Annotated in this window: 12 protein-coding genes; 4 read left to right on the top strand and 8 right to left on the bottom strand. The window is 61.5% G+C overall.

The features are described from left to right. The first annotated feature begins 158 nt into the window (after positions 1-158). On the top strand, positions 159-995 hold the full coding sequence (locus PFLQ2_RS10635; protein ID WP_003183134.1) for an IclR family transcriptional regulator: 837 nt from the start codon (positions 159-161) through the stop codon (positions 993-995). 133 nt (positions 996-1,128) lie between these two features. Here PFLQ2_RS10635 and PFLQ2_RS10640 read toward each other — a convergent pair whose 3' ends face one another. Then, entirely contained in the window at positions 1,129-1,881 is a 753-nt protein-coding gene (locus tag PFLQ2_RS10640; protein ID WP_003183132.1) for an anti-sigma factor family protein, read from the bottom strand. Beyond that, a complete protein-coding gene (locus tag PFLQ2_RS10645; protein WP_003183130.1) occupies positions 1,878-2,384 on the bottom strand; it encodes a sigma-70 family RNA polymerase sigma factor in 507 nt (168 codons plus the stop codon). The genes PFLQ2_RS10640 and PFLQ2_RS10645 overlap by 4 nt, the downstream gene beginning before the upstream one ends. A 167-nt stretch (positions 2,385-2,551) precedes the next feature. Here PFLQ2_RS10645 and PFLQ2_RS10650 point away from each other — a divergent pair, with 167 nt between their 5' ends. Then, the gene (locus PFLQ2_RS10650) at positions 2,552-3,634 is read left to right on the top strand and encodes a catalase family peroxidase (RefSeq protein WP_003183129.1); all 1,083 of its coding nucleotides are present in this window, start codon (positions 2,552-2,554) and stop codon (positions 3,632-3,634) included. Continuing rightward, positions 3,631-4,167, top strand: a complete 537-nt coding sequence (locus tag PFLQ2_RS10655) for a cytochrome b (protein ID WP_003183126.1) — start codon at positions 3,631-3,633, stop codon at positions 4,165-4,167. Before PFLQ2_RS10650 ends, PFLQ2_RS10655 begins: the two co-directional genes overlap by 4 nt. Before the next feature lie 55 nt (positions 4,168-4,222). Here PFLQ2_RS10655 and PFLQ2_RS10660 read toward each other — a convergent pair whose 3' ends face one another. Both PFLQ2_RS10660 and PFLQ2_RS10665 read right to left on the bottom strand, forming a co-directional pair. Further along, positions 4,223-5,374, bottom strand: a complete 1,152-nt coding sequence (locus PFLQ2_RS10660) for a M14 family metallopeptidase (protein ID WP_003183124.1) — start codon at positions 5,372-5,374, stop codon at positions 4,223-4,225. A gap of 492 nt (positions 5,375-5,866) precedes the next feature. Then, a complete protein-coding gene (locus PFLQ2_RS10665; protein WP_003183122.1) occupies positions 5,867-6,208 on the bottom strand; it encodes a DUF6124 family protein in 342 nt (113 codons plus the stop codon). A 129-nt stretch (positions 6,209-6,337) separates the two neighbouring features. On the opposite strand from PFLQ2_RS10665, the gene PFLQ2_RS10670 reads away from it, so the two are divergent. Next, positions 6,338-6,985, top strand: coding sequence for a LexA family protein (locus PFLQ2_RS10670; RefSeq protein WP_003183119.1), 648 nt, complete (start codon positions 6,338-6,340; stop codon positions 6,983-6,985). A gap of 29 nt (positions 6,986-7,014) precedes the next feature. On the opposite strand, the gene PFLQ2_RS10675 is transcribed toward PFLQ2_RS10670, so the two are convergent. Genes PFLQ2_RS10675 through PFLQ2_RS10690 form a run of 4 tightly spaced genes read right to left on the bottom strand, consistent with a single transcriptional unit; the run spans position 7,015 to position 12,575 of the window. Further along, a complete protein-coding gene (locus PFLQ2_RS10675; protein WP_003183116.1) occupies positions 7,015-8,964 on the bottom strand; it encodes an acetyl/propionyl/methylcrotonyl-CoA carboxylase subunit alpha in 1,950 nt (649 codons plus the stop codon). Then, positions 8,961-9,779: a gamma-carboxygeranoyl-CoA hydratase gene (locus PFLQ2_RS10680; RefSeq protein WP_033046130.1), complete on the bottom strand. Its 819-nt coding sequence runs from the start codon at positions 9,777-9,779 to the stop codon at positions 8,961-8,963. Before PFLQ2_RS10680 ends, PFLQ2_RS10675 begins: the two co-directional genes overlap by 4 nt. A gap of 13 nt (positions 9,780-9,792) precedes the next feature. Further along, the gene (locus PFLQ2_RS10685) at positions 9,793-11,400 is read right to left on the bottom strand and encodes a carboxyl transferase domain-containing protein (RefSeq protein WP_003183112.1); all 1,608 of its coding nucleotides are present in this window, start codon (positions 11,398-11,400) and stop codon (positions 9,793-9,795) included. Positions 11,401-11,411: 11 nt separating this feature from the next. Beyond that, on the bottom strand, positions 11,412-12,575 hold the full coding sequence (locus PFLQ2_RS10690; RefSeq protein WP_003183110.1) for an isovaleryl-CoA dehydrogenase: 1,164 nt from the start codon (positions 12,573-12,575) through the stop codon (positions 11,412-11,414). Positions 12,576-12,611 lie beyond the last annotated feature (36 nt).

Here is a 12,611-nt window from a genome sequence, read left to right as displayed (position 1 = left end):
TGGCGCTCGACCTTGAGTCGGCTGCCGCTGTTGTTCGAATCGCCCCTGTATGGACGCAGAGTAGGACGAAGAATAGGATGGGCTCAATGGACTATTTCACTGAATCGATGACTATTTTCAGTTTCATTCAGTGAGTAAATTTAATAATGAGAAATACCATGCCAGATTCCACTGATCGGAATAACGGAAAAAACGAAGTCGGCGTCGGCGCCGTCTCCAGGTTGTTTGCCGTGCTACGCAGCCTGAGTGAGACCGCTGAGGGCGGCGAACGGGTGACACAGCTGGCCCAGCGCATCGGGCTGTCCCAGCCGACCACGCATCGTTTGCTGCGCAGCCTGATGGACGAGGGCATGGTCGAGCAGGACGCGCGCAGCAAGCGCTATCGCCTGAGCCTGGACTTCTTCGCCCTCGCTGCCCGAGCCGGCAACACCGGCAACCTGCGCGAACTGGTGCGCCCGGCCATGCTGCGGCTGTCGGCTTCCCTGGGGGACTCGCTGTTTTTGCTGGCGCGCAGTGGCTTCGACGCCATTTGCCTGGATCGCAGCGAAGGGCCATTCCCGATCCGCACGTTCACCGGTGATATCGGCGGTCGGGTGGCGTTAGGCGTCGGACAGGGCAGTTTGGCCATCCTGGCGTTCCTGCCGGAAGAAGAGCGCGACACCGTGATTCAATACAATTTGCCGCGGCTCAAGGATTTTCATTTGTACGACGAAGTCTTCCTGCGCTCGGAAGTGGAGAACGTGCGCAGCCTGGGCTACGCCGGGCGCAACACCGGCGTCTTGCAAGGCATGGCCGGGGTGGCCGTGCCGATTCTCGACCGTGGAGGCCGGGCCGTGGCGGCGTTGAGCGTGGCCACGGTGAGCGACCGATTGGGCCCTGATCGCCTGCCGACGGTGGTCGAAATGCTCAAGCGCGAGGCAGCCTTGATCGGACCACGAATCAACCCGTTCGACCCCTTGTTGCGCAGGCCTTCGCAGGTGTTTGGGCAGGGGTGAGCATCTTCTCAAGAACACCACCGTCCCCTGTGGGAGCGGGCTTGCTCGCGAAAGCGGTGTATCAGACGACGTCAATGTTGGATGTGCCGTCGCCTTCGCGAGCAAGCCCGCTCCCACAAAGGGGCGATGGTAATCAGAAGTCCAGGGTTTGCTTGAGCCTCTGCACCGTCGGCGTGTCACTGGGTATGACCATCGCATAGTTATACCCCGGCCCTGACCAATACTCGGCCTGCAGGTCGCCGTCGCGGCGACTGCCCCGGGGCAGCAGGAAGTTCTTCGGACCCGGCGGGCGCACATAGAAACTGATCTTCTGGCCGCTGGCGTCTTGATAAACCACCATCGCCGCCGCGCCTTGCTCGGTGCTGAGCAACCGGCCGCTGACCGGCTTGAACCCTGCGCCCGAAAGGTCCGGCAGTCGGTTGGCCTGGGTGAAGTAGCGGTCGAGCCAGCCCTGCATGCTGCCCTCGTCATCGGTTTGGTAATCGGCCGCGAGGATGCCTTGCTGGGCGAATAACCGATACGCCTGGAGGGCATCGGCCATGGGCGCCGCCGCGCTGAGCAGGGTCATCTCGCGAGCCTGCCAGCCGCTGAACCCGCCCATGCCGATCGCCAGCAGCAACAGGGCAACGTTGGCCAGGTAGCGACGGGATCGGTGTTTCAGACGCTGGCGAATCATCGCCGGGTCGAGGTCCGGATTGGCTGGCTGCTGCAAGGCGCCACTGAGGGCCGTGCGCAGGTGTTGCGCGTCCTGTTGCCAGGCGCGGACCTGGGCGGCGATGTCAGGCTGGTTGGCGAGGTAGGTCTCCACCTGGCGCTGGTCGGCTTCGCTCAGTTGGCGATCGACGTAGGCGTGCAGGTCATGTTCGCTGGGGGGCATGCTGATCATTTGAGTATCCGCAGGGCAGGGCGGGTGATTTCGCCTTCGCTGAGTTGGCGCAAGGCCTGCCGGGCGCGAGACAGGCGAGACATCACGGTGCCGGTCGGCACGCCGAGAATGTCGGCGACTTGCTGGTAACTCAAGCCTTCCACCGAGACCCACATCAACAGCGCACGTTGTTCCGTGCTGAGCTGATCGAAGGCTTGGAGGGACGATTGCGCGATCACGCTGCGTTCGGCCGACGGATGGGCATCGTCGCGTCCGGTGAAGAATTCCAGCATGCGCGAATAACGCCGGGAACGGCGATGGGCGTCGAGAAATTGCCGATACAGAATCGAGAACAGCCAGGCCCGCAGGTCGCCGTCCGGGCGTTTATCGCTCCATTTGGACAGCGCCCGCTCCAGGCACGTCTGCACCAGGTCGTCGGCGTTGCTCGGGTTGCGCGTCAGCGATACGGCAAAACGCCGTAGCCTGGGGATAAGCTCGCGCAACTGATCGTCGAGTTCGTTCATGAGAGTGTGGCTTCGTTGGGCTGTCACTGCGCCGGGACTGGAAAGACGACCCGTGAACGAGATTATTCCAGCGCAGGAAAAATAAATACGGGATGTGGGAATAAAGCCATCGGGTATGCGTCTGACGGATTCTTTCCAAAGATGGCCTTGAGCCTTGGAGCTTCGTCATGGTTGACCCTTCATCCCCGCCGCGTCGGCGACCCTTGAGTGCCGCCCAGTTGACAGTTCGCCTGGCCGCCATCGCTGTGGTGGTGGCCGGGCTGGCGGGGGCATTTGCCTATGTCAACGGCACGCTCGACCCGCAGCGGCTGACACCTGATGCGTTGGTTAATGTCCTGGAGAAAAACAACGGGGTTCACCCGGGATTCCGGCGCAATCATTCCAAGGGCGTCTGTGTCGCCGGCTATTTCGAAGGCAGTGGCGAGGCCGGCGCCTATTCCAGCGCCCAGGTGTTCAAACCGTCGCGCACGCCCGTGGTTGGACGTTTCGCCTTGCCCAGCGGTAATCCCTACGCCCCTGACAGCAGTGTCCCGATCCGCAGCCTGGCGCTGCGTTTTACCCAGGCCGACGGCCAGCAGTGGCGTACCGGCATGAATAGCATGCCGGTGTTTCCGGTGGGCACGCCCGAGGCGTTCTACCAACTCCAGCAGGCCCAGTCGCCGCTTCCCGCCACGGGCAAACCCGACCCTGCGGCCGTACCGGCGTTTTTTGCCGCTCACCCGGAAGCCGTGCCGTTCCTGCAGTGGATCAAGACCGCCAAGCCGTCAGCCAGCTATGCCACCGAAACCTATAACGGCATCAATGCGTTTTACCTGATCAACCCAGCGGGGCAGCGCCAGGCAGTGCGCTGGGGCGTGGTACCGATGAGTCAGGACGCCGCGGATGCAGCGCCACCCCAGGGGGCGGATTTCCTGGAGCAGGATTTGGTCAAGCGTCTCGCCGCCGGGCCATTGCGCTGGCAGTTGAACATCACCCTCGCCAATCCAGGTGATCCGGTAAACGATGCCAGCAAGGCCTGGCCCGCCGATCGCAAGGTGCTCAACGCTGGCACGCTGGTGCTGGAGCGCACCCAGCCACAGGACAACGGCGATTGCCGCGATATCAACTATGACCCGTTGATCCTGCCCAACGGAATCGAAGGTTCCCAAGACCCGCTGTTGGCCGCCCGGTCTGCCGCGTACGCCAGTTCCTATCTGCGGCGTACCAGCGAAGTGCACCCATTGCCCGCCACCCAGGAGTCCCGCCCATGAGCGCCCCCCGTCACTTCGTACCGCTGGCGCGGCTGCTGCATTGGCTGATGGCATTGATGATCATCGCCATGCTGTTTATCGGCGCGGGCATGGTCGCCTCGGTGTCCGAGCGTCATGAATGGTTGCTGCAGTTGCACAAGCCCCTGGGCATCGCGATCCTGCTGCTGGTAGTCGTGCGCCTGGTGGTGCGCTTCAGTACCCGACAACCGCCGCTGCCGGCCGATCTGCCGGGCTGGCAGGTGCTGGCGGCAAAGGCTTCGCATGTGTTGCTGTACGCATTGATGCTGATTCTGCCGCTACTGGGTTGGGCCATGATTTCAGCGGCGGGGGACCCGGTGACGCTTGGCAATGGGCTGCAACTGCCCTCGATCCTGCCGGCCCACGCCCAGACCTTCGCACTGCTGCGCAAGGCCCATGGGTATCTGGCTTATTTATTGTTCTTGACCGTGCTGTTGCACCTGGCGGCGGCGTTGTTTCACGCGTGGGTGCGTCGGGATGAGGTGTTGGACAGTATGCTGCGGGGCAAAGGCTGAGGCACGAATCCGTGGCGAGGGAGCAGGTTCCCTCGCCACGGGGGCGGCTGCTGGGTCAGCGCAATTCGTCGACCATGTCCGCGATGGTGCTCAACACATCCTTGCCCAGCTGCATCGAGCGTTTGCCGGACCAGCCGGTACGCGGGTTCGGGTGATCGTCGTGGTCCTTGAAGGGCATTTCCAGCGTCAGGGACAGGCAATCGTATTTCTGGCCGACCGCGTTGCAGGCCAGGGTCATGTTGGCCTGGCCCGGTGCGTCGCGGGTGTAGCCGTGAGTGGTCTGGAAGTCTTTGGTCTGATGCTTGAGGTGGCTGCGAAAACGTTCTTCGAGCTCGGCGATACGCGGCGTATAGCCCGGGTTGCCTTCACAACCGGCGGTGAAGACGTGGGGAATCTCCTCATCGCCATGGGCGTCGAGGAACAGATCAACGCCATACTTTTCCATTTGCTGCTGGACGAAAAAGACCTCGGGGCTGATTTCCGGACTGGCGTTCTGCCAGGCACGATTGAGGTCCTGGCCCATGGCGTTGGTCCGCAGATGCCCATGGAAGGCACCGTCCGGGTTCACGTTTGGCACCAGGTACAGATCGGCTTTGGCAAGCAGTCGGTTCAGCTGCGGATCATCCTGTTGTTGCAAGCGTTCGATCACGCCTTCCATGAACCACTCGGCCATGTGCTCGCCGGGATGTTGTTGGGCGATGATCCAGATTTTATGGCGGCCTTCGGCACCGCTGCCCTTGCGCAACAATTGGATGTCACGGCCTTCCACGCTTTTACCGACGGCGAGGAGTTCGGTGCCGGCCTTATGACTTGCCTGCTCGATCAGCCAATCGTGGCGGCCACGGCTATACGGTTCGAAATAAGCGAACCAGGCGTGGGGTTGTTCCGCTTCCAAGTGAAAGCGCAGCGCGTCGCCCTCAAACTGTGTAGGGATGCGGAACCAGTTGACGTGATCGTAGGAAGCAACGGTCTGGTAGCCGGTCCAGGCCTTGTTGTAGGACGATTGGCTGGCATTGAGCAGGCGAAAGGAATATTCCTGGCCCACATGCAAGCCGCTGGCCTTGAAGTGAAACCATTGGAAATGGGCACTGCGGGTATCGGGCCTGATCTTGAGCAGCGACTGCAACGGGTTGCTGATGTCGACGATTTCAATATTGCCGCTGTCGAAATTGGCGCTGATATCAAACGAAGATTTAGCCACGGTCACGATTCCTGGAAAGGATTTTCATGGCCGTTACTTTACACGCAAGAAAGGAAATATCGGGACGATTTGCATCACGAAAGAGAAGGGGGCGTCCTCCCTGGACGCGAAGCCAGCTTAGAGAGTCGGCAATTGATTCTCAAGTGCTGGCTGTCGATAGTTTTGCCGGTCCGGCGACCCGAAGTCTTGAAAAGTGATATTGATTTGATATCATCGCCGCCATCGAATGAGCGACACCCAAAGACTTCATTAGCCTGAAGCCATAAGCCGAAAAATCGGCAAAAAAAGACCCGGCAAAAAGCCGGGTCAAAAACCGTGATTAGCCTGATGAGGAGATATTCCAGAAGTCCGACCTAAGGTCTTCTGGGCTATCGACTGATCTCGCGACCAGTTGGTGCAATAATAATCATTATCATTTGCAAGTCAAATGGTTTTATCGCATCGATTAAAAAATTTATTTCGTTCGTCCGCGTTCGCGGCACATCCCAAGCGTTACGCCTAGCGAGTAGGGTAGCCATCCAGGGATCGGTCAAGCATCACCTTGACCAGATCGATCATATGCACCACCGAAAACGCCAGGTCGCGGTTCGATCCATTCAACTGGTTGGCGGATTCGTGGGCAGTCGCCGCCGCGCAGCGCAGCAGGTCGCATGCGTGGACCAGGGCTTCTTCTGCACTGATGTTGCGGTTCACGTCGAAGAAACGGTGTTCCGTCGGTGCGTCTGAAACACTTGGTTTCAAGTAGTAATCGAGGGCGCGCTGGGCCGCCGGGCAATCCTGAAACGACTGATACGCGCCGTCGGAAGGCGGGTTGGGTTGGTTTTTATTAGGCGTTTCCATGGTGTCGAGTTTCTCCGTGTCGGGGCTTGAATCCTGAGTCCAGAATAGTACTTATCGTAATTGTGACGACAATTTAAATACTACAATATGTGTTTTGATGGCCGGAGCCAGGGACGTATCGTGCCGCACATGGATAAATGGATAGAGTTGGTCAAGGCCAAGATGAAGGAGCTGCACATCACGCAAGTGGTGCTCGCAGAACGGTTGGGTATGTCCCAGGGCGGCGTCGGCCATTGGCTGACCAAGCGCCGGCAACCCAGTGTCGACGACATGAATCGAGTCCTGCGGGAGCTGGGACTGGAATTTCTCGAAGTGGCGATGGTGATTCAGGAGCCGGATACGTCCACGGACGAAGGCATGGCTCTGGCGCAGAAGTACAACCCGTACTTCCGCTACCCGGTCAGTGAATGGCACCAGGTTGGCGACGTTCGCGAGGGCGACCCCGACGCCTACAGCCCGACGCGATATGAGCTGACGGACTATCACGCCCGCGGGGACGCATTCTGGCTGGTGGTCGTGGGCGATGCGATGACCGCCCCGAGCGGGTTGAGCATTCCCGAGGGGATGTCGATACTGGTGGATCCGGCCATCGACGCGCAGCCGGGCAAGCTGGTGGTCGCCTGCTTGCCCGGCAGCAGCGATGCGACCTTTCGCAAATTGATCGAAGAGAGCGGACAGCATTATCTGGTCCCGCTCAATCCCACCTACCCGAAAAGCCTGTACACCGAGCAATGCCGCATCATCGGCGTGGTCGTGCAGGCCACCATCAGGTTCTGACCGGATCGGCCCTTGGAACGGGCCGATACCTATTCTTCGAATGCCACCAGGGCGCAGCCCTCGCTGACCATTTCACCTTCCTGGCAATACAGCGCCTTGATCGTCCCGGCCTTGGGGGCGCGAATGCTGTGCTCCATTTTCATCGCCTCCAGCACCACCAGTTGAGCTCCGGCTTCCACCGCTTGGCCGACGCTCACCAGTACTCGGACAATGCTGCCGTTCATGGGGGCGCTCAGGCCGCCTTGGTGGCTGTGGCTGGCATCGGCGGCAGCCAACGGGTCGTACGGGTCAACGCGGTGCAGGTCACCTTCCCATTGCAGATACAGGCTTTCGCCTTGGCGAATGGCCCGATGAGTGCGGCGCACGCCATTGTGCTCGATTGTCAGTTGTTCGCCCTTGAGCGCCGCACCACCGGCAGAAACGTCCAGCGTCAGCGCGCGATCCTGTCCTTCGCAGCTCAAATGCAGGGTGGTTTCCCGGGGCAGCCCCAGACGCAGGCCGCCGTTGTCGGCCCAGGGCGAATTGGCGTCGTCGGACCGGACATGCGGGGCCAGGCCCAAGGCAAAACCATGGGCGGCGGCGAGCCAGAAACCGTCATCCAGTTCACCAGGCGTTGGCAGCAATTGCGTCTGATAGCGTGGGATAAATCCTGTGTCCAGTTCTGCTGCTGCAAAAGCGGGGTGGGCCACGATGCGTCGCAGGAAACCGATATTGGTCTTCAATCCGCCGATGGCGAATTCGTCGAGCATGCCCAGCAGCCGCAGCCGTGCCTGCTCACGGTCCTCGCCCCAGGCGATCAGCTTGCCAAGCATCGGGTCGTAGAAGGGCGAAATCTCGTCGCCTTCTTCAACCCCGCTGTCGACCCGCCGACCCGGCCCTTCTGCAGATTCGCGGTACAACGCCAGGTGCCCGGTAGCCGGCAGGAAATCGTTGGCCGGGTCTTCGGCATACAGGCGCACTTCAATCGCATGCCCCAACAGCGGCACTTGCTCCTGAGTGATCGGCAAGCGCTCGCCCTGGGCCACGCGGATCTGCCAGGCCACCAGGTCCAGCCCGGTGATCGCTTCGGTGACCGGATGCTCCACCTGCAAGCGGGTGTTCATTTCCATGAAGAAAAACTCGCCCCGCGAATCCAGCAGAAATTCCACTGTACCTGCCCCGACATAGCCGATCGCCTGGGCCGCGCGCACGGCCGCTTCGCCCATTGCACGGCGCAATTGCGAGGTCAGGCCGGGGGCAGGGGCTTCTTCCACCACTTTCTGGTGACGGCGCTGGATCGAGCAATCGCGCTCGTTGAGGTACAAGCAGTTGCCGTGCTGATCGGCGAACACTTGGATTTCCACGTGGCGCGGCTTGAGCAGGTATTTTTCCACCAGCATCCGCGAGTCGCCGAACGAAGACTGCGCTTCGCGCTGTGCCGACGCGAGGGCCTCGGCCAGTTGGTTGACATCCTCGACGACTTTCATACCCTTGCCACCACCGCCGGCGGTGGCCTTGAGCAGCACCGGATAGCCGATGCGCTCGGCGGCAGCACGAAAGGTTTCCAGGTCCTGGGCTTCGCCGTGATAACCGGGCACCAGCGGCACGCCGGCGGTTTCCATCAACGCCTTGGCCGCGGATTTGCTGCCCATGGCATCGATGGCCGAGGCGGGCGGGCCGAGAAAGATCAGTCCGGCGTTTTCAATCGCCCGGGCGAACCCTGCGTTCTCGGAAAGAAAACCATAGCCAGGGTGGATGGCCTGGGCGCCACTGGCCCGGGCGGCGGCGATCAGCTTGTCGATCTGCAGGTAGCTATCGGCGGCCTTGCTGCCGCCCAGGTCGACGCGGATATCGGCTTCACGACTGTGACGAGCATCGCGGTCGGTGGCGCTGTGCACGGCCACGGTGGTCAGACCCATGGCCTTGGCGGTGCGCATCACTCGGCAGGCGATTTCGCCGCGGTTGGCCACCAGCAACGTAGTAAGGACAGGGGCGCTCATCGACGCGGCTCCTTGTTATTCGATTCGGCTTGCCAGTTCGGCGTGCGTTTTTGCAGGAAGGCCCGCAGCCCTTCCTGCCCTTCGGGACTGACGCGAATGCGGGCGATGGCGTTTTCGGTGTAGCGGCGCAGGGCCGGGGTGAGGGCGCCGTTGCCCACTTCACGCAACAATTCTTTGCTGGCGCGCATGGCTGCCGGGCTGTTGAGCAAAAGATTTTCCACCCAGTGCTCGACGTGCTGGTCCAACGCCTCGGCCGGATAACTTTCCGACAGCAAACCGATGTCTTTCGCACGCTGCCCGCCGAAACGTTCAGCGGTCAGGGCATATCGACGAGCCGCGCGCTCGCCGATGGCCTGGACCACGAACGGGCTGATCACCGCCGGTGCCAGGCCAATGCGCACTTCCGACAGGCAGAACTGCGCTTCATCGGCGCCAATCGCCATGTCACAGGCGCTGATCAGCCCCAGTGCACCACCGAATGCCGCGCCCTGGACGACGGCCAGCGTAGGAATCTTCAGCTTGGCGAGGTTGTACATCAGTTCCGCCAGTTCCCGGGCGTCGTCGAGGTTGGTGTGATAATCAAGCTCGGCCGATTGCTGCATCCAGGCCAGATCGGCGCCGGCGCTGAAATGTTTGCCACGCCCGCGGATCAACAGGAAGCGCAGGTTCGGGTCGCCGCCGACATGGTCCAGCGCCAGGATCAGTTCACGGATCATTTCGGCGTTGAACGCATTGTTTTTCGACTCACGGCTGAGCCACAGCGTGGCAAAGCCGCGCGGGTCGGTGAGCAGTTCAAGGGTGTTGAAGTTATCCATGGGCATTCCCCGTTTACATCCGGAACACGCCGAAGCGGCTCGATTCGATAGGCGCGTTCAGTGACGCGGACAAGGCCAGGCCCAGTACATCGCGGGTCTGGGCCGGATCGATGACGCCGTCATCCCACAACCTTGCACTGGAATAGTAGGGGTGGCCCTGCTTTTCATACTGGTCGAGGATCGGTTGCTTGATCTCGGCTTCCTGTTCGGCGCTGAACGGATGACCGCTGCGTTCGGCCTGTTCACGCTTGACCTGCACCAGCACACCGGCCGCCTGTTCGGCACCCATCACACCAATTCGCGCATTCGGCCACATCCACAGGAACCGTGGGTCATAGGCGCGACCGCACATGCCATAGTTGCCCGCGCCAAAGCTGCCGCCGATGATGACCGTAAATTTCGGCACCCGCGCGCAGGCCACGGCGGTAACCAGTTTTGCGCCATGCTTGGCGATACCGCCGGCTTCGTATTTCTGCCCGACCATGAAGCCGGTGATGTTTTGCAGGAACAACAGCGGGATGCCGCGCTGGCAGGCCAGTTCGATGAAGTGCGCGCCTTTTTGCGCGGCTTCGGCGAAGAGAATGCCATTGTTGGCCAGGATCGCGACCGGGTAGCCATGCAGATGCGCAAAACCGCACACCAGCGTCGTCCCGAACAGCGCCTTGAATTCATCGAACACCGAGCCGTCCACCAGGCGCGCGATCACTTCCCGGACATCGAACGGCTGCTTCGCATCGGCCGGCACCACGCCGTACAGCTCCTCGCTCGCGTACAGCGGGGCGATGGGCGTACGTTGCTGCACTTCACCGAGCTTGCGCCAGTTGAGGTTGGCCACGCTGCGGCGGGCCAGGGCCAGGGCGTGTTCATCGCTGTCAGCATAGTGGTCGGCGACGCCGGAGATTTTGCAATGCACATCGGCACCGCCCAGGTCTTCGGCGCTGACCACTTCGCCGGTGGCGGCTTTTACCAGCGGCGGACCGGCGAGGAAAATGGTGGCTTGCTCGCGGACCATGATTGCCTCATCCGCCATGGCCGGCACATAAGCGCCACCGGCGGTGCAGGAACCCATGACCACGGCGATCTGCGGGATGCCCTGGGCGCTCATGTTGGCCTGGTTGAAGAAGATCCGGCCGAAGTGCTCGCGGTCCGGAAACACTTCGTCCTGGCGCGGCAGGTTGGCGCCGCCGGAGTCCACCAGATAGATGCAGGGCAGGCGGTTCTGTCGGGCGATGGTCTGGGCGCGCAGGTGTTTCTTCACCGTCAGCGGGTAATACGAGCCACCTTTGACCGTCGCATCGTTGGCAACGATCATGCATTCAACGCCTTCCACCCGACCGATGCCGGCAATCACGCCGGCCGCTGGCACGTCTTCGCCATAGACTTCGTGGGCCGCCAGCGGGCTGATTTCCAAAAACGGCGAGCCTGGGTCCAGCAGCCGGTTGATACGTTCCCGGGGCAGCAATTTACCCCGCGACGTGTGCCGTTCCTGGGCCTTGGGTCCACCGCCTTGGCGGACCTGCCCGAGCAAGGTGCGCAGGGCCTCGACCTGTCCGAGCATTGCGTCGCGGCTGGCGATGAACTCCGCCGAGCGCGGATTGAGCTGAGTGTGCAGCGTGGCCATGGTCAGCTCCGTTAGCGGGTTTCGTTGAACAGTTCGCGGCCGATCAGCATCCGGCGAATCTCGCTGGTGCCGGCACCGATTTCGTACAGCTTGGCGTCACGCAACAGGCGACCGGCAGGGAATTCGTTGATGTAGCCATTGCCGCCCAGGATCTGGATGGCGTCGAGGGCCATTTGCGTGGCCCGCTCGGCGCTGTAGAGGATCACCCCGGCGGCGTCCTTGCGGGTGGTTTCGCCGCGCTCGCAGGCTTGGGCCACGGCGTATAAATAGGCGCGACTTGCGTTCAGTTGGGTGTACATGTCGGCGACTTTGCCCTGGATCAGCTGGAATTCCCCGATGCTTTGGCCGAACTGCTTGCGGTCGTGGATGTACGGGACGATCAAGTCCATGCAGGCTTGCATGATGCCGGTGGGGCCTCCGGACAGCACCACGCGCTCGTAATCGAGGCCGCTCATCAAGACCTTCACACCGCCGTTGAGCGTGCCGAGGATGTTTTCTTCAGGCACTTCGACGTCATCGAAAAACAGCTCGCACGTGTTGGAGCCGCGCATGCCGAGCTTGTCGAACTTGTTGCTGCGGCTGAAGCCCTTCCAGTCGCGCTCGACGATGAAGGCCGTGATGCCGTGGGCGCCTTTTTCCAGGTCGGTCTTGGCGTAGATCACATAGGTATTGGCATCGGGACCGTTGGTGATCCAGGTCTTGCTGCCGTTGAGGACGTAGTGGTCGCCACGCTTGTCGGCCCGCAATTTCATCGATACGACGTCGGAGCCGGCGTTGGGCTCGCTCATGGCGAGTGCGCCGATGTGTTCGCCGCTGATCAACTTGGGCAAATACTTGGTTTTTTGCTCATGATTGCCGTTGCGGTTGATCTGGTTCACGCAAAGGTTGGAGTGAGCGCCGTAGGAGAGGGCGACCGAGGCCGATCCGCGGCTGATTTCTTCCATTGCCACGACATGGGCCAGATAGCCCAGGCCGGCGCCGCCATACTCTTCCGGTACGGTGATGCCCAGCAGGCCCATGTCACCGAACTTGCGCCACATGTCGGCGGGAAACAGGTTATCGATATCGATTTGCGCTGCGCGGGGCGCCAGCTCGGCCTTGACGAAGGCCTGTACCTGGTCACGCAACATGTCGATGGTTTCGCCGAGGGCAAAATTCAGGGATGGGTAGCTCATGGGACACCTTTGGCTTTTTTATCGGGTGCGGAGAAC

This window comes from Pseudomonas fluorescens Q2-87, assembly GCF_000281895.1.
Lineage (GTDB): Bacteria > Pseudomonadota > Gammaproteobacteria > Pseudomonadales > Pseudomonadaceae > Aquipseudomonas > Aquipseudomonas fluorescens_S.
Note: the sequence above shows the minus strand (reverse complement) of the source record. Positions and strands in the feature narration are given on the sequence as shown.